At 54.2% G+C, this 16,663-nt stretch carries 16 protein-coding genes; 15 read left to right on the top strand and 1 reads right to left on the bottom strand.

Translation table 11 applies throughout. The annotated features are described in order from the left end of the window. Positions 1 to 271: 271 nt before the first annotated feature. Positions 272 to 2,695 (top strand): TonB-dependent receptor, encoded by a 2,424-nt coding sequence (locus ACYVAC_RS05125; RefSeq protein ID WP_461096516.1) that lies wholly within the window; start codon positions 272 to 274, stop codon positions 2,693 to 2,695. A 32-nt stretch (positions 2,696 to 2,727) separates the two neighbouring features. After that, positions 2,728 to 3,684, top strand: coding sequence for a DUF4249 domain-containing protein (locus ACYVAC_RS05120; RefSeq protein ID WP_461096515.1), 957 nt, complete (start codon positions 2,728 to 2,730; stop codon positions 3,682 to 3,684). A gap of 8 nt (positions 3,685 to 3,692) precedes the next feature. Here the strand turns inward: ACYVAC_RS05120 and ACYVAC_RS05115 are convergent, their stop codons facing one another. Further along, entirely contained in the window at positions 3,693 to 4,436 is a 744-nt protein-coding gene (locus ACYVAC_RS05115; protein WP_461096514.1) for an FkbM family methyltransferase, read from the bottom strand. Positions 4,437 to 4,652: 216 nt separating this feature from the next. On the opposite strand from ACYVAC_RS05115, the gene ACYVAC_RS05110 reads away from it, so the two are divergent. The 13 genes from ACYVAC_RS05110 (at position 4,653) to ACYVAC_RS05050 (ending at position 16,621) form a co-directional block, all read left to right on the top strand. Beyond that, positions 4,653 to 6,161: a UDP-N-acetylmuramoyl-L-alanyl-D-glutamate--2,6-diaminopimelate ligase gene (locus ACYVAC_RS05110; protein WP_461096513.1), complete on the top strand. Its 1,509-nt coding sequence runs from the start codon at positions 4,653 to 4,655 to the stop codon at positions 6,159 to 6,161. Between the two features lie 181 nt (positions 6,162 to 6,342). Further along, positions 6,343 to 7,551, top strand: coding sequence for a phospho-N-acetylmuramoyl-pentapeptide-transferase (gene mraY, locus ACYVAC_RS05105; RefSeq protein WP_461096512.1), 1,209 nt, complete (start codon positions 6,343 to 6,345; stop codon positions 7,549 to 7,551). 124 nt (positions 7,552 to 7,675) lie between these two features. Then, a complete protein-coding gene (gene rplM / locus ACYVAC_RS05100) occupies positions 7,676 to 8,119 on the top strand; it encodes a 50S ribosomal protein L13 (protein WP_461096511.1) in 444 nt (147 codons plus the stop codon). Between the two features lie 10 nt (positions 8,120 to 8,129). Continuing rightward, positions 8,130 to 8,516, top strand: a complete 387-nt coding sequence (rpsI, locus tag ACYVAC_RS05095; RefSeq protein WP_461096510.1) for a 30S ribosomal protein S9 — start codon at positions 8,130 to 8,132, stop codon at positions 8,514 to 8,516. Positions 8,517 to 8,675: 159 nt separating this feature from the next. After that, on the top strand, positions 8,676 to 9,509 hold the full coding sequence (rpsB, locus tag ACYVAC_RS05090) for a 30S ribosomal protein S2 (protein ID WP_461096509.1): 834 nt from the start codon (positions 8,676 to 8,678) through the stop codon (positions 9,507 to 9,509). Positions 9,510 to 9,718: 209 nt separating this feature from the next. Then, the gene (tsf, locus tag ACYVAC_RS05085) at positions 9,719 to 10,552 is read left to right on the top strand and encodes a translation elongation factor Ts (RefSeq protein ID WP_461096508.1); all 834 of its coding nucleotides are present in this window, start codon (positions 9,719 to 9,721) and stop codon (positions 10,550 to 10,552) included. 339 nt (positions 10,553 to 10,891) lie between these two features. Then, positions 10,892 to 11,503, top strand: a complete 612-nt coding sequence (locus ACYVAC_RS05080; RefSeq protein ID WP_461096507.1) for an RNA polymerase sigma factor — start codon at positions 10,892 to 10,894, stop codon at positions 11,501 to 11,503. A gap of 3 nt (positions 11,504 to 11,506) precedes the next feature. Further along, the gene (locus ACYVAC_RS05075; RefSeq protein ID WP_461096506.1) at positions 11,507 to 11,704 is read left to right on the top strand and encodes a hypothetical protein; all 198 of its coding nucleotides are present in this window, start codon (positions 11,507 to 11,509) and stop codon (positions 11,702 to 11,704) included. A 17-nt stretch (positions 11,705 to 11,721) separates the two neighbouring features. Continuing rightward, positions 11,722 to 12,549: a mechanosensitive ion channel family protein gene (locus ACYVAC_RS05070; protein ID WP_461096505.1), complete on the top strand. Its 828-nt coding sequence runs from the start codon at positions 11,722 to 11,724 to the stop codon at positions 12,547 to 12,549. Between the two features lie 128 nt (positions 12,550 to 12,677). Continuing rightward, positions 12,678 to 13,553, top strand: coding sequence for a DUF3078 domain-containing protein (locus ACYVAC_RS05065; RefSeq protein ID WP_461096504.1), 876 nt, complete (start codon positions 12,678 to 12,680; stop codon positions 13,551 to 13,553). Between the two features lie 108 nt (positions 13,554 to 13,661). Beyond that, the gene (gene mscL / locus ACYVAC_RS05060) at positions 13,662 to 13,994 is read left to right on the top strand and encodes a large-conductance mechanosensitive channel protein MscL (RefSeq protein ID WP_461096503.1); all 333 of its coding nucleotides are present in this window, start codon (positions 13,662 to 13,664) and stop codon (positions 13,992 to 13,994) included. 89 nt (positions 13,995 to 14,083) lie between these two features. Further along, positions 14,084 to 15,454, top strand: coding sequence for a UDP-N-acetylmuramoyl-L-alanine--D-glutamate ligase (gene murD / locus ACYVAC_RS05055; protein WP_461096502.1), 1,371 nt, complete (start codon positions 14,084 to 14,086; stop codon positions 15,452 to 15,454). Positions 15,455 to 15,475: 21 nt separating this feature from the next. Then, the gene (locus ACYVAC_RS05050) at positions 15,476 to 16,621 is read left to right on the top strand and encodes an FtsW/RodA/SpoVE family cell cycle protein (RefSeq protein WP_461096500.1); all 1,146 of its coding nucleotides are present in this window, start codon (positions 15,476 to 15,478) and stop codon (positions 16,619 to 16,621) included. The last annotated feature ends 42 nt before the right edge of the window (positions 16,622 to 16,663 follow it).

Raw genomic sequence — 16,663 nt, 5'->3', positions numbered from 1 at the left:
CAATCAGTCGGATAACAGAAACTGAGCTCAATTCTCCTGCCCCAGATAGTGCGCCAGATATCGCAGACCTTGCCTCAATCACGTATAAGCTTGCCGGCTAAATATCTCTGACAGGTGCTTTGCGGCACTAACCGAATGAAGTGTACTTTGTAACTAATTTATAGTAAAAATAATATGATATGTAAGTGTTGTTTTCATTTTTGTTGAAAAGTAGTTTAAATGTGACCATTGGCATATTTAGTGCAAGCTGGCTGGCAAATGCTGGTTAGTTATGCGCTTGGTAGTTTGGCTGTTACTTAGTTTGATCTGCTGGAGTCAGCGAGCTTTAGCTGATGGTCCGGTCAAAGGGGGCTCGATACAGGGGTATGTTCGTGAAGCCGGTACAGAAAGAGGTCTTTCCGGGGTGCACGTAGCCGTGAAAAACCGGAATGGGGTATTAACCGGTGCCGTGACTGACGAAAAAGGGTTTTATGCGGTGAGGGTGCCGGGACAGGATAGTCTGGCTGTTGTTTACTCGCTGGTTGGCTACCAGACGTTCACCTGTCAGGTGCGACCTATGCACCATTCAGCCGTCGATGTTAACTTAACACCCGGTCAAACACTGACCGGCGTTACTGTTTGTGCCAAATCGCTGCAGAGTGGCTTTCGGAGTGCCGACATGAGTCGGATTGAGTTGTCGATGGCACAACTGCGCAAGATGCCGGCTTTTCTGGGCGAGCGCGATGTATTACGGGTTTTACAACTCATGCCAGGCGTGCAGAAGGGTACCGAAGGTCAGACAGGACTGTATGTACGGGGGGGCGGGGCCGATCAGAATCTTATCATGCTCGACCAGGCCGTCGTTTACAATCCCAGTCATTTGTTTGGCTTTTTCTCACCCTTCAGCGGTGACGCCTTGAGCGGGGTCACGCTCACGAAAGGGGGCTTTCCAGCCCGTTATGGGGGCCGACTCTCATCAGTGCTGGATATGACACTGAAAGAAGGGAATTCCGACCGGCTGCATGGGGAAGCCGGCATTGGACTCATTGCCTCCCGGCTGACCCTGGATGGGCCACTGGTGAAGGGACGTTCTGGCAAGGCTGCTCCACTGACGTTTGCCTTGTCGGCTCGCCGGACGTATTACGATTTACTCATGAAGGGGTTGGCTCAGGCCGGCGTTTCGAACCCGCTCCCCGTCGATTATTATTTTTACGATGCCACGGGCAAGCTTAGTCTGACCATCAACGCCAGAAACAAGATTTTGCTTAGCGGGTACCTGGGCCGCGACCGCTTCGGAAGTCAGCAGGCCACTAATCACAATACCACAAACCTGACCTGGGGCAATGCCGTGGGAAGTCTGCAGTGGAACCAGCAGATCAGTTCGGTACTGACGGGAAATCTGGCTCTGCTCCTGAGCCACTATCGGCTCGACAATAATACCGACCAGGAAAGCACGGCAGGGACCAGTGATGTTTACTCGTTGCGGTACCGGTCAGGCATCCGTGACTACTCGCTGAAATATGACTTAGTATACAAGCCCGCTGCCGGCCATTTGCTGCGCCTGGGTTTACAAAGTACTGCTCACCGGTTCTCGCCCAGTGCGGCTGTAACCAGGCGTGGCGATGCGACGCAGGGAGCGCTTGCGCCACCCATCGATGCCCTGGAATCAGGGCTATACGTTGATGAGGGATGGCAGCCTTTCCGATGGCTTCAGCTAACGGGTGGCGTACGACTGAGTCACTACTGGCAGGGCTCGACTCAATACCGAAACTACGAACCGCGCCTATCGCTGGCGGTCACGGTATCTCCGACGCTGTCGCTGAAAACGGCCTACACAGGTATGAATCAATACGTGCACATGCTTTCGAGCAGTAGCATCGGTATGCCCAATGACCTGTGGGTGCCTTCGACCGCTCGGGTAGCGCCCCAGCAGGCCCGGCAGGTGGCAGTCGGGCTGGTCAAAAACCTTCCTCACGCCGGTCTTACCGTCACGCTTGAAGGCTACCACAAGTCAATGGAGCATGTCATCAGTTACCGTGAGGGAGCTGATTTTTCGCTCACAACGACGAGGGGTGGTTCGACTGGCACGAACTGGCAGGATAATGTAACGGCCGGCCGGGGATGGTCATACGGAATGGAAGCAATGGTACAAAAAAAGGCAGGCCGCTTTTCGGGCTGGGCAGGCTATACGCTGGCCTGGACACAATGGCAGTTTGCCGATATAAACGGCGGTAAGCCCTTTTACCCCCGTTATGACCGTCGGCACGATGTTTCATTAGTGGGTATATATGAATTAACGAAGAGCATAACGCTGTCGGGAACATGGGTATATGGAACAGGCAACGCCCTGACAATGCCGCAGACCCGTTATTCATCGTATCAGCTGACCAGTACCGATCCGTCAGGAGCATCGGCTGATGGTACCCCGGCGGGCTTGCAGAACTACCGGCTTATGATCGACTACGGGGGGCAGAAAAACAGTTTTCGGGCTGATGCGTACCACCGGCTGGATTTGGGCATTCAGTTTCGACAGCGCAGGAAGCGGACTGAGCGTAGCTGGCAGTTCAGTCTGTACAATGCGTACAACAGGCGTAATCTGTTTTTTTATCAGCTCGATGTGATCGCTCAGGGTAAGGATCAGCCTAATCGACTGGCGCTGGTTCGGTATTCCACATTTCCGGTTATCCCCTCCTTCAGTTATAGCATGCGTTTTTAGAGACTCATTTTGCCTGCTTTATACCGTAACTTATGAACTGTTGTTTACATCCATTGTCTGGCTACATTATGGCCGGCCTGTTGCTGCTGTCTGGCTGCGCTGGCCTAAAAGAAGAAGTAGATCCCTACCGGCTGCTGGGTAAGGAAAAAAAGCTGGTTGTCAATGGCTTGATCTCCCCGCAGGATCAGGTGCTGATGGTGAAAATTGATTACCCCCGTAGTATCGTCGACGGCGACACCACCGACACATGGTCATCGGCCGATTATGCCGAAATCGCCAACTCCGTTGTTACGCTTTCGACAAGTGGAAAAACGGTGCGGCTTGATTACGATGGCGATTCGTTCAGCATATCGGCTAGTCGTCTGCCCGTTATTGCCGGCAATACCTACCAGCTTCGCATTCAGACACCGGCAGGAAAGCAATTAGCGGCCAGTTGTGTGGTGCCTTATGCCGTAAAAACGATGCGTGTTCGGTTCGACTCCGTGGCTACACTGCAGAATGGTACCACGCTGAAGCGCTATTTCGTTACCTCCCACTGGACAAAGCCGGCCGTTACACCGGGCTATTATCAACTGGCAGGTCTGTTTAGATACACGCCAGGATGCCCTACCTGTGCCAGGGGAGCCGCTCCGGCTTCGGAACGAACCAATGCGCTCCAGTTTGACGATCTGGATGAGACCTTGCTCGAAAATAAGGGGGCTGCCGCGGCCGGCTTCGATTCGATGCCCGCTTACCTGGTCGATCAGGGGAAAAGCCCGGAACAGGCTGCTACTGGTCCGTTTCGGACAATCTACAAAGCAGCAACTGTGTCCGTCGATTTATTCAGCGTCGATGAAAACTATTTTCTGTATCAGTCGGCGGCTGTTCAGCAGATCAAAACCAAGGGAAACCCATTTGCCGAACCAGTTTCGCTACCCAGCAACATCAGTGGTGGGCTGGGCTGTTTCGGCGCTTATAACAAATCGACGGCGCTGGTAAAGTTGCTCTAAGCCCACTGTCAGTGATGCCGGACAAACAAAGCCGTGGTCCAGGAGAGGGCATGGCCTCCCACACGCTCTTTCTCGTAGAAATCGACCAGCCGCAGATCATGTTCGCGCAGCAACTGTATGATGGCCAGCGGGTCTGACTGCCCTTCGTAAAGCAGCGAAAAATTAAGCTCCAGCAATACCGCGCCAATCCGGCGCTGACGCAGGAGCTCAAGGCCACCCTGCAGCACGGGCATTTCAAACCCCTGTGTGTCGATCTTGAGCAGATCGATAGACGCGATGTCCTGTTCCTGGCAGAAGTGGTCGAGTGTATCGACGGGGACAGTTTCGATAGCCACCAGCGGCTCCTCGGCAAAAAGATTTTCTCCCCGGTCGGGGTTGACGGGCAGAAACGAACTCAGCTCCGACTGTTTGTAGTGTCTGAACTCCGCTGATCCCCGCGCAGCGCCCAGGGCCAGCGGATAGAGATGGGTGTTGGGGCCCAGCGACTGGCTGCTGAGCAACGAAAAGGGGTCGGAAGCCGGTTCGAACGCATGAATGGTGGGCCGGCTAAAACACCGTTGCAGTAAGGCAATCGTCTGTCCTTTGTTAGCACCCACATCCAGGCACAATGGCTCGCTCTGTCCAATCAGCAGGCGCAGGTCGCGGGTTAGCTCATGGCCGGTAATACGGCCTTTGAACTGGCGGCCTACAAAATAGCCGGTAGCCGCGATGGCTGATTTAATCATCTGTTTGAGTCGATTGCTGGTATCCATAAGTGATTGGGTTAGGGGAAGCCGGTCATGTTCCGGGATGGGCAACGGCCTTTGCTGCTTAGACGCATGGCGCCCAAAGGGGGTCATTTAAAACGGTTGAAATTATTCTGCACGCCCCGCAAAACTCCGTAGCAATCGACCCGGCAGATTAGGTAGTCCCGTGCCAAGACTGTTTTTTTGTAATGGAAAGACGGCCTTTGCCGTTTGTACGCTGGCATGCAACTACAAAACCTCCTCTACAAAATACCGCTACTGGCTACGGCCGGCAGTATGACAACCGATATCACGGGCCTGACCATGGACTCGCGACAGGCGGGTCCGGGCAGCTTGTTTGTTGCCGTTCGGGGTACCGTGACCGATGGGCACCGGTTCATCGAAACGGCCATCGCGCAGGGTGCATCGGCCATTCTGTGCGAAGAGTTACCCGCCAGCGCGTCGACGGCGACCGATACCGGAGTCACCTACGTGCAGGTACAGGACTCGGCCCGGACTATGGGACTGGTAGCCGCCAACTTTTACGAGCAACCGTCGCGGCAGCTCAAGCTGGTCGGCGTTACGGGTACCAACGGCAAAACATCGGTCGCTACCTTGCTTTTCCGGCTGTTTCGGGCGCTCGGCTACCGGTGTGGGCTGCTGTCGACGGTGCAGAATCAGATCGACGATACGGTTATTCCGGCCACCCACACCACCCCCGACGTTATCACGACCAATCAGCTGCTGACCCAGATGCTGGCCCACGGCTGTACGCACGTGTTTATGGAAGTGAGTTCACACGCCGTAGTGCAGGAGCGCATTGCCGGCCTGACGTTTGCGGGCGGGATTTTCACCAACATCACCCACGATCACCTCGATTTCCACGGTACGTTCGACAACTACATCAAGGCGAAAAAAGGATTTTTCGATCAGCTGCCGGCGCAGGCGTTCGCCCTGACCAATGTCGACGATAAGCGGGGGCTGGTCATGCTGCAGAATACGGCCGCCCGCCGGGAAAGCTATTCGCTGCAAACGCTGGCAACATTCAAAGGCAAAGTGCTGGCCGACAGTTTATTCGGGCTCAATATGCTGGTCGACGACCGGGAAGTCTGGTTTAAGCTGATTGGCCGCTTCAACGCCTACAACCTGCTGAGCGTATACGGGGCGGCTGTGCTGCTGGGCGAAGACCCGGCCGACGTGCTGACCCTACTGTCGGGCATTACGCCCCCACCGGGCCGGTTCGAGCAGGTAGTATCCGATACCCGCATTGTTGGCATCGTTGATTACGCACACACGCCCGACGCACTCCAGAACGTGCTCGACACTATCCGCGACATTCGCCATGCCGATGAGCAGGACCGAATGCCGCAGATTATTACGGTGGTTGGCTGTGGGGGAAACCGCGATGCTGCCAAGCGACCGATCATGGCCGAGATTGCCTGCCGACTGAGCGATCAGGTTATTCTGACGTCTGATAACCCGCGATTCGAAGACCCACTGATTATTCTGGAGCAGATGCAGGCCGGCGTGTCGCCCACCGACCAGCGCAAAACTACGGTGCTTGCCGATCGGCGTGCGGCTATCGAACGGGCCGTGTCGCTGGCAATGCCACACGATATCATTCTGGTAGCGGGCAAAGGCCACGAAACCTATCAGGATGTGCAGGGTATCAAAAGCGATTTCGACGACCGGGCCGTACTACGCAATGCCTTTTTGGCGAGCGAGCGTGCGAAACAGGGCGAGAGCGAATAATTTTGCTTCCCTACATACCCGTCAGTTGCTGAACCATAGGCTTTGCGCTTACCGGAACAACCGGTTGCGTGGGTAAGAACCAGCGCGCATGGCCCGGCTGACTTCGCTGGCTCACTGGTTTGCCACACAACAAGTTGCTTTTTTTTGCTCATCCACTCAGTCGCATTTTCTCTCTTTATCAATGCTATATTATTTATTCCAGTTTCTCGACGAACGCTACAACCTGCCCGGCGCCGGCGTATTCCAGTATATCTCGTTCCGGGCGTTGGGGGCGGTCGTTACCTCGCTGCTGATTGCGGCTATCTTCGGGCGTCGGATCATCGACACCCTGCGCAACCTGCAGATTGGCGAGTCGATTCGGGACCTGGGGCTGGAAGGGCAGCTGCAGAAACGGGGAACCCCCACCATGGGCGGCTTCATTATTCTGGCGTCGCTGCTGATCCCGTCGCTGCTGTTCGCCAAACTAACCAACGTGTACGTAGTGCTAGCGCTGGTGTCGACCGTCTGGACCGGCATGATCGGCTTTCTCGACGACTACATTAAGGTATTCAAGAAAAACAAAGAAGGGCTCGAAGGCCGCTTCAAGGTGGTGGGTCAGATTGGCCTTGGCCTGATTGTGGGGCTGACCCTGTACTATAATGATGCCGTCAAGATCCGGCGCTACGCCCCCCGGCTACTGAACACGTCCAACGTGCCTGATGTCTATACCGACATTAAATCGACGCTGACAACGGTACCGTTCCTGAAAAATAATGAGTTCGATTACAGCTCCTTATTATTTGGTTTTCTGCCCGACAGCTACACCTGGATCGTGTATGTACTGATCTGTATTTTCATCATCACGGCAGTCTCGAACGGGGCCAACATCACTGATGGAATCGACGGGCTGGCCGCCGGAACGTCGGTAATCATCGGCCTCACGGTGGGGGTGCTGGCCTACCTGTCGGGCAACAAGGTGTTCTCGCAGTATCTCAACATCATGTACATCCCCAACTCGGGCGAGCTGGTGATCTTCTGCGCGGCCTTCGTGGGCGCCTGTGTGGGCTTTCTGTGGTATAACTCCTATCCGGCTCAGGTCTTTATGGGCGATACGGGAAGCCTGATGCTGGGCGGTGTTATTGCGGTATTGTTTCTGGCGATCCGCAAAGAGCTGATGATTCCGATTATCTGCGGCATCTTTCTGGCCGAAAATATCTCGGTCATTATGCAGGTCACTTACTTTAAATACACCAAGCAGAAGTACGGCGAGGGCCGGCGAATTTTCCTGATGTCGCCCCTGCACCACCACTTTCAGAAGAAGGGCTACCATGAGGCAAAAATAGTGACCCGGTTCTGGATCGTGGGCATTATTCTGGCGGTTCTGGCCCTGGCAACCCTGAAGCTGCGGTAGCACTTATTCCGCTCACTGCCTTGTTTTTCAGACTGATACCACCTATATTTGCACTCCCGTTTCAGAGCGGGTGCGCCTTAGTGCGTATAAATTGGTAAAAATCAATTAATTAGTCTCCATAACAGTGAATACGCTCAGTTACAAAACCATCTCTGCCAACAAAGAAACGGTGCAGAAGGATTGGGTTGTGGTTGACGCACAGGGCGAAGTGCTCGGCCGGTTAGCCAGCCAGATCGCACGCCTGATTCGCGGCAAGCACAAAACCAACTTCACGCCCCACGTCGACTGCGGGGATAACGTGATCGTCATCAACGCCGAAAAGGTTCGCCTGACGGGTGCCAAGATGACCGACAAAGTCTACGTTCGCCACACGGGTTATCCCGGTGGACAGCGGTTCGCATCGCCCCGGCTGCTTCTTGAGAAGCACCCCGAGCGTATCATCGAACACGCCGTAAAGGGTATGTTGCCCAAGAATCGGCTCGGCCGCCGGCTGTACACCAACCTGTACGTTTATGCCGGTGAGCAGCACCCCCATGAGGCTCAGCAACCTACAGCCGTTAAATTCTAAGCACTGACGAATGGATCGTATTAACACCATCGGCCGCCGTAAAACTGCCATCTCCCGCATCTACATGTCGGCGGGCAGCGGGGCCATCACGGTAAACGGAAAAGATTACAAGCAATACTTCCCGACCGAAGTGCTGCAGATTATACTGAACCAGCCCTTCACCACCATCAACGGGGTCGATGGGTACGACGTTAAGGTAAACGTTCGTGGGGGTGGCGTAGCCGGTCAGGCCGAAGCAACCCGCATGGCTATTGCCCGCGCCCTGGTTGAGATGAATGCCGAGTTCCGGCCAGCCCTCAAGAAAGAAGGCTTCCTGACCCGGGATTCGCGTATGGTAGAACGGAAAAAATACGGTCGTCGGAAAGCCCGTCGGCGGTTCCAGTTCTCGAAGCGTTAATATCGGTTTTGGGTTTTCAGTATACGGTTTACGGGTAGTTTGTTCTGCTGTAAACCGAGCACCGAAAACAGTAAACCGCACTGCGTCCAGATTGCCCTTAGATGATGCCGACGGGCGGTGCTGCGTACTTTTTACCAATCTATTTTTCTTACCACGAAAATGGCACAGATCGAATATAAAGAACTCTTGGACGCTGGTGTGCACTTTGGCCACCTGACGCGCAAGTGGGATCCCCGGATGGCTCCGTATATCTTCATGGAGAAGAACGGCATCCACATTATTGACCTCAACAAAACGCAGGCTGCCCTCGAAGAAGCGTCGAACGCCCTCAAAGGTATCGTTCGCTCGGGCCGTAAAGTGATGTTTGTGGCTACGAAGAAACAGGCACAGGAGATCGTTTCGGAAGAAGCGCGTCGGCTGAAAATGCCCTACGTTACAGACCGCTGGCAGGGCGGGATGCTGACGAACTTCGCCACCATCCGGAAGTCGCTGAAAAAAATGCAGACGCTGGACAAAATGCTGAAAGACGAGGAGACCGTCAAGAGCATTGCCAAGCGCGAGCGTTTGACCAAGAGCCGCGATAAAGAGAAACTGGAGCGTGTACTGGGCGGCATCGCCGATCTGACCCGTCTGCCAGCTGCTCTGTTTGTTGTTGACGTAAAACGCGAGCATATCGCTGTCAAAGAAGCGCACCGCCTGGGTATCCCCGTGTTTGCCATGTGCGACACGAACTCGAACCCCGAAGAGGTAGACTTCGCCATTCCGGCCAACGATGATGCATACAAATCGATTTCGCTGATTACCCTCGCTATTGGTAAAGCCATTGAAGAGGGGCTGATGGAGCGCAAGCAGGATAAGGACGATCAGCGGATTCAGGAAGAAGAAGAAGCGAAACGCGCAGAAGACGTAGCCCAGGCGAAAGCTGAAGGTGAAGAGCAGCCTGTAGCCGTAACCGGCCCGGTTGCTATGTCGGAAGGCGAGAGCGAAGCATAATAAAAGTTGTCGAGTTGGGCAGTTATGGTGTTACCGGGTTATGTTTACCCGTACTACCGGGCGTCAGTTAGCCGTATAACCATGAAACTCACTCGCTTTACAACGTAGGAATAGCCCGTAGCCACTGCTATGGGCTATTCCATTTCGGCACATACGTTTCTGAGTACCAATCAATTTTTGGCAAAATTTAATCAAAACCACCTGTTACCATGGCAATTACTGCTGCTGATGTAAACAAACTTCGGCAAGAGACCGGAGCCGGCATGATGGACTGCAAAAAAGCCCTGACCGAAGCTGACGGCGATTTTGAGAAAGCAAAAGAAGTGCTCCGCAAACAGGGGCAAAAAATAGCCGACAAACGGGCCGACAACGCCACGGCTGAAGGCATTGTGCTGGCTCACGTAAGCGAAGACGGCAAAACCGGTCGCGTAATCGCGCTGGCCTGCGAAACGGAGCCCGTTTCGAAAGTTGCCGATTTCCAGAACCTGGCCATGACCGTGATGAGCACAGCCGTTGCTACCGGTGCCGCCGACAAGGCAACGCTGCTGGCTACGACCCAGGCCGACGGTCGCGCGCTGCAGGACCACATCACCGACCTGATGGGCAAAATCGGCGAAAAAATCGACGTAGCTGCCTACGAAATCGTGTCGGCCGATAAAGTGGTATCGTATATCCACTCGAACGGCAAACTGGGTGTACTGGTAGGGCTGGTCAACACCAGCGGTACCGACGTTACCGAAGTTGGTAAAGATGTGGCCATGCAGATTGCTGCCATGAAGCCTGTTGCCCTCGATAAGGATGGCGTTGATGCAACGATCGTTGAACGCGAAATCGAAATCGGTAAAGAGCAGGCTCGTCAGGAAGGCAAGCCCGAAGCGATGCTCGAAAAAATCGCGATGGGTAAGCTGAACAAATTCTACAAAGAGAACACGCTGCTCAATCAGGAGTTCGTGAAAGATAACTCGCTGACGATTGCCCAACTGCTCGACAAAACGAGCAAAGGGCTGACCGTATCGGCTTTCAAACGGGTAGCCATTGGCTAATCCTTTTTGTTCGACCTGATCAAAAGCGGCTGCACAGGGTGCAGCCGCTTTTTTTACAAACCAAAATCCAGACGGCAGCGATTAACGTAAAAAGGTTCGTAAGGGATTGCCTACAGTGGCGCAACACCCTACCGTCTTTCCAACACATTCAACTTCAGCCACATCGTTGCGTGGCACCCTGCGAAACAGGTCTGGTCGTCTGGCCATGATTCTGGCAAAAAGTCCGGCTACAGGCCGGACTTTTTGTTTATTGACTGATCCCTAAAAAAAATGAAGTACGACCATCGAAAATCGTTACTTTCGGTGATTTCGCTGTCCTAAGACCCGTTACCGTAACTGATGAAACATTACACGGACGAAGAATTGGTTCGCATGTTTATAGACACGCAGCAGAATACTTATTTCGAGCGTCTCTATGAACGGTATTGTGATAAGGTGTATCGCAAGTGTCTGTCTTTCACGAAAGACCCGATGCAGGCCGAAGACCTTACGCACGACATATTCCTGAAACTGGTCGTGAAACTGGGCAGTTTCAAGGAGCAGGCCCGCTTTTCGACCTGGCTTTACTCCATTACCTACAACTACTGTACGGACCACGTACGGTCGCCAGCCCGGCGCAACGAGATTTATATGGACGAAGGCTGGGAGCGACTCGATGTGGGCGAGCAGGAGGATAACCTGGAAGAGATTGCGGAAATGGAAGCGGTGCGGCTGAAGAAGGCACTCGAATACTTGGGTCCCGATGAACGTAGCCTGCTGCTGATGAAGTACCAGGATGATATCAGCCTGCGCGAACTCGCCGATATGAGCGGCATCACCGAGAGTGCGGTGAAAATGCGGCTCAAACGATCACGGGACAAACTCCGCAAATACTACCTGGAAACCGTTGTATTCTGGCTGTTGCTGGCCATCAAAACTGTTATGGCTACCCGCTGGCCCTTTCGCTGGTAATTTATGAATGAACAGGACAATCCTTTCAAGCACATCGAGTCGGACGCCGTTTGCCCGCCCGAGCTCAAAAAAGAACTTGTATCGGAGATCGATATCATCCGGAATGCCCTGAAAGTGGTCGAGGTGTATGCGCACGACATCTTTCCGGTATTTACCACCTTTTTAAGCGGCTTCGTACCCACACCTGATTCAGACAAATAGCCAACCGCACACCGCGAATGAACACCATCCCTAACCTTCAGGAAATCCTGATCAATATTGTTGTCGGTCTCACCAACCAGCTGGTCAATTTCGTTCCCCGACTCATCAGCGCCATCGTTATTCTGGTACTGGGTCTGCTGATCGCCAGGGTAGTACGTACCCTTGTTCAAACCCTGCTGAGCCGCATCGGGCTCGACAAGGTAGGTGAGAAGCTCAACGATATCGATCTGATCCGGAAGCTCAATACAGAAGTGAAGCTAAGCCGCATTCTGGCCCAGTTCCTGTATTTCTTTATCATCCTGATTTTTGCAACGGCTGCGGCCGAAATGCTTGGGGTGGCGGCTCTGACCGATCTGGTGCTTGGTGTCACCAACCTGATTCCCCGGCTGATTGTGGCAGGGCTGATGCTGGTGGTAGGACTACTGATTTCGGATGCCCTGAAAAAGATGGTCATCAGTATCTGCGATTCGTTCAATATCAGCGCCGGGCGCATGCTGGGTACCCTGATCTTCTTTTTCTTTCTGATCATTACCCTGATCAACGCCCTGGGGCAGGCGGGGCTCAATACGGAACTGCTGGAGTCGAGTTTCAATCTGATTATTGGCGGTATCATTTTTGCCTTCGCGTTTGGCTACGGGATAGCGTCGCGCGATGTGATGGCCAACATCCTGTCGTCGTTCTATTCGAAAAATAAATACCGGACGGGGCAAACCATTCAGATCGACGACGTGAAAGGAGAGATCATCCTGATCGACAGTACGTCGTTGACCCTGCGCACGGGCGACACGACTACCGTTATTCCGCTGCAGAGTTTACAGACCCGCAACGTAACCATCTTCAGCTAAGCGCGGGCGCCTTCTCGAGTAACCACCTGTTTTCTTGTACCTATATGAAAAAAACAAGCACACTGTTTGTTTGCTGGCTTTCTGTTGCCGTCGCATTTGGCCAGGAAGTGACTCCAGTAGTAAGTCAGTTGACTGATTCTGTTGCGGTTAGCCGCGATACAACCTACTGGCAACGCTCATTCACGGGAAGTTTGAATCTCAACCAGGCCTCGTTCAGCAACTGGGCTGGCGGAGGGGTCAACTCAGTTGCTATCGGCGGCATCGTCGATATGCGGGCGCTATATGAGAAAGCGCGCTGGTCGTGGGACAACACGGCCAACCTGCAGCTGGGCGCTGTTAACCAAGTCGGCACGTTCCGTAAATCGGCCGATCAGCTATTGATCAATTCGGTAGCGGGTTATGCCCTGGCCAAACACATCGATTTGTTCGGGTCGGCTACGTTCTCATCGTTTCTGGCCCCGGGCTATGAATACAACCGACAGGCGGCCGGGCAAAGTCCGCTCAAGGTGTCGGGCTTTCTGTCGCCGGGGCAGTTGACCTTTGCCTGGGGCATAGCCTATAAGCCCGGCGACTGGCTGTCGATCCGTCTGAGTCCGTTTGCTCCGCGCTTCACGTTTCTGGCCGATCAATCGGTGCGGTACCGGATCGGAGCCGACAACATAGTAACTCGCGATCCGCAGGCAACCACGTACGGCGTGGTAGCGGGTCAGAGCGTACGAACCGAGTGGGCCGCGCTGCAACTTCAGATTGCTCTGGCCCGTAAACTTGGCGAAAATGTGAGCGTGAGTGCCAAATACCAACTGTATGCCAACTACGCCACGCTCGACGCCATCGACCACCGCTTCGATTTCTTGCTGACCGCCCGGATCAGCCGCTTCATCAGCACCAATGTAGGACTGACTGCTTTGTTCGATAAAGACTTTTCGAATGCTTGGCAGGTGCAGCAGGTGCTGGGCATTGGACTTGGCTACAGCGTGAGTACGTTCCGTGATAAAAAAAAGTGAAAGAATAATTGGCGGCTGGTTGAATTTTTGTCATAATGGAGTGACATTGAGATATATACCCCGTCATAGTGCCATTACCAATCAATCAACCGTTTAACTTGTACAAACATGATTCGTGAATTCAGAAGTTTTATTGCCCAGGGCAATGTGCTCGATCTGGCTGTAGGTATCATTATCGGTGCCGCCTTCGGCAAAATCACAACCTCCCTCGTTGAAGACATCATCAACCCCGTACTCGGGCTTATCCTGGGCGGTGTCGATTTCAGTGAAATGAAAATCGTGCTGAAAGAAGCCGTGGGAACCACCCCCGAAGTGGCTATCCGCTATGGTAACTTTATCAATGTGCTCATCCAGTTCCTGGTTATTGCATGGGTTGTCTTCCTGATCGTGAAAGCAGCCAACCGGGCCCGCCTGTCGAGTTCGCTGGCCCCCAAAGAATAGGTTACCGGCAAAAAAATGCCCTAAAGCCCTCCGCAGCCGCGGGGGGCTTTTGTTTTATGCGTTATTTTGTCGGTTCAGATAAGTAGCGTATGGGTGCAAAAAAAATCGTTGTTCTGGGCGGAGGAGAAAGTGGCGTCGGGGCGGCCCGGCTGGCACAGGCAAACGGATACGACGTGTTTCTGTCGGACCGGGGTAACCTGAAAGAACAGTATCGCTTGGCGTTGCGCAGCGCCGGCATCGACTTCGAAGAGGGGCAGCATACCGAAGCGCGCATTATGGATGCCGATGAGGTAATCAAAAGCCCTGGTATTCCGGCCACGGTGCCGCTCGTGAAAGCCCTGCGCCAACAGGGTACCCCCGTTATCTCGGAAATTGAATTTGCCGCCCGCTACACCAACGCCAAACTGATCGGTATTACGGGCAGCAATGGCAAAACCACCACAACGCTGCTGACCTATCACCTGCTCAAAACGGCTGGTTTCAACGTGGGGCTGGCCGGCAATATCGGCGATAGCTTTGCCGAACAGGTGCTTGAAAACGACTTCGATTATTACGTACTGGAGTTGAGCAGTTTTCAGCTCGACGATTTATACGACACGCATCTGACGGTTCGGGTGCTGCTCAACATCACCCCGGATCATCTCGATCGCTACGACTATAATTTCCAGAACTACGTGGCGTCGAAGTTCCGGATTTTGCAACAGGCACGGCCAGACGACACCTTCATTTATTTCAGCGGAAGCGACCCCATCCGGACCGAACTGGCCCGGCATAGCTATCCACTCCGGCAGCTGACGGTATCGCTCGATGCGATACCGGAGCAGGGCGCCTGGCTGCAGGATGGGCAACTGCGGGCCGAAAGTAACGGACAGTCGTTATCGCTGGCACAAAGCGAAACGCCCCTGCGCGGACCGCATAATGCCATCAATATGCTGTCGGCAGTGCTGGCTGCCCAGGCAGTGGGCGTTCCCGCAGCGGGCATCGAAGCCGGGCTGCGCACCTTTGTCAATGCCGCCCATCGACTCGAACCCGTCGGTACAATCAAGGGGGTGCAGTTCGTCAACGATTCAAAAGCCACGAACGTCGATTCGGTTTTCTACGCTCTGTCGAGTATGACAGCGCCAACCGTCTGGATTGCGGGTGGGCAGGATAAAGGCAATGACTACAGCCAGCTCGACGAGCAGGTAAAACAGAAAGTGAAGGCCCTGATCTGCCTGGGCGTCGACAATCAGAAGCTGGTCGATTATTTCGGCGACCGCATACCGGTGATTTATCAAACCCGGCAGGTGACAGAAGCGGTGGCTAAAGGGCTCGAACTGGCCGCTGCCGGCGAGGTCGTGCTGTTGTCGCCTGCCTGTGCCAGTTTCGATTTATTTCAGAACTACGAAGATCGCGGCAATCAGTTCAGGGCGGCCGTGGCCAACCTGGCGCTAACCACCGATTCGGCAACCAACGTATAAACGGCCTGCGTGCCATTGGCTATGTTCTCGCTACCTAACCTCTTTCGAACCTACCTGAAGGGCGACCGCCAGATCTGGTGGATCGTGCTGTACCTGTCGATCATGAGCATTCTGGTGGTTTACAGCGCCATCAGTACGCGGGCGTTTCGGGAGCTGAATGGCGATACTGAAGCGTTTCTGTTTCAGCACGGCAGTCTGCTGCTGCTGGGGCTGGTCTGTATGTTCTACGCCCATCGGGCCAATTATATGGTCTACGCCCGACTGTCGCGCTATGGCATGTGGCTGGCCATTCCGCTGTTACTCTGGGCCTTTTTTAAGGGTACCGATGTAAACGGGGCCTCGCGCTGGGTCATGATTCCCATTCTGAACCGAACCTTTCAGCCGTCCGATCTGGCCAAGCTGGCGCTTTTATCGAATCTGGCAGCCATGCTGGCCAAGCGCCAGAAATTTATGGACGACCCCAGTGTACTGGTCAACATGATTCTCTGGATCGGCACCATCTGTTTTCTGATCATCCTGACCAGCACGTCTACGGCGCTCATGCTGGGGGCGACCTGCTTTCTGCTCATGTATATTGGCCGTGTGCCGGTGAAATACCTCACTATCATGGTCTGCGTGTGCGTGCTGTTTAGTGGTATCGGGTTGATTTTCGGGCAGCGCTTCGGCACAGCCAGCAACCGCGTCAAAAATTTCATGGATTCCGAGTCGATCGGGTTTCAGGTGCAGCAGTCCTACATCGCGCTGGCCAACGGTGGTCTGACCGGCACAGGGCCGGGCAATAGCCACCAGCGTAACGTACTGCCCTTCCCCTTTTCCGACTTTATTTTCGCCATCATCGTCGAAGAGTACGGCCTGCTGTTTGGCGGTATTCCGGTGGTACTGGCCTACCTGTGGTTTTTGTGGCGAGGCATAAAAACAATCGATAATACAACCCGGCCATTCGGTGGTTTGCTAGCCGCCGGGCTAACCTTCAGCCTCGTCTTTCAGGCGTTTGCCAGTATCTGTGTTGCCATTGGGCTGGCTCCCGTAACGGGGCAGCCGCTGCCCCTGCTCAGCATGGGGGGGACTTCTCTGGTGTTTACCGGACTGGCTTTCGGCATTGTCCTCAGCGTTAGCCGGGAACAGGTCGACGAACGGGCCATCACCGAACGGGCCCGAACCAGTTAACCGACCCTACAGGCAGCTAACCCGCGCTGGCTGTATCAAACC

Source organism: Spirosoma luteolum, assembly GCF_054778875.1.
The sequence above is the reverse complement of the archived record's forward strand: the minus strand, read 5'-3'. Positions and strand labels throughout refer to the sequence as shown.

Excerpts from the sequence above, each read along its gene's own strand:
- ACYVAC_RS05110 (WP_461096513.1), top strand. The coding sequence starts at position 4,653 with ATGCAACTACAAAACCTCCTCTACAAAATACCGCTACTGGCTACGGCC.
- mraY (WP_461096512.1), top strand. The coding sequence starts at position 6,343 with ATGCTATATTATTTATTCCAGTTTCTCGACGAACGCTACAACCTGCCC.
- mscL (WP_461096503.1), top strand. The coding sequence starts at position 13,662 with ATGATTCGTGAATTCAGAAGTTTTATTGCCCAGGGCAATGTGCTCGAT.
- ACYVAC_RS05050 (WP_461096500.1), top strand. The coding sequence starts at position 15,476 with ATGTTCTCGCTACCTAACCTCTTTCGAACCTACCTGAAGGGCGACCGC.
- ACYVAC_RS05120 (WP_461096515.1), top strand. The coding sequence starts at position 2,728 with ATGAACTGTTGTTTACATCCATTGTCTGGCTACATTATGGCCGGCCTG.
- ACYVAC_RS05080 (WP_461096507.1), top strand. The coding sequence starts at position 10,892 with ATGAAACATTACACGGACGAAGAATTGGTTCGCATGTTTATAGACACG.
- murD (WP_461096502.1), top strand. The coding sequence starts at position 14,084 with ATGGGTGCAAAAAAAATCGTTGTTCTGGGCGGAGGAGAAAGTGGCGTC.
- ACYVAC_RS05070 (WP_461096505.1), top strand. The coding sequence starts at position 11,722 with ATGAACACCATCCCTAACCTTCAGGAAATCCTGATCAATATTGTTGTC.
- ACYVAC_RS05125 (WP_461096516.1), top strand. The coding sequence starts at position 272 with ATGCGCTTGGTAGTTTGGCTGTTACTTAGTTTGATCTGCTGGAGTCAG.
- tsf (WP_461096508.1), top strand. The coding sequence starts at position 9,719 with ATGGCAATTACTGCTGCTGATGTAAACAAACTTCGGCAAGAGACCGGA.
- ACYVAC_RS05075 (WP_461096506.1), top strand. The coding sequence starts at position 11,507 with ATGAATGAACAGGACAATCCTTTCAAGCACATCGAGTCGGACGCCGTT.
- rpsI (WP_461096510.1), top strand. The coding sequence starts at position 8,130 with ATGGATCGTATTAACACCATCGGCCGCCGTAAAACTGCCATCTCCCGC.
- ACYVAC_RS05115 (WP_461096514.1), bottom strand. The coding sequence starts at position 4,436 with ATGGATACCAGCAATCGACTCAAACAGATGATTAAATCAGCCATCGCG.
- rpsB (WP_461096509.1), top strand. The coding sequence starts at position 8,676 with ATGGCACAGATCGAATATAAAGAACTCTTGGACGCTGGTGTGCACTTT.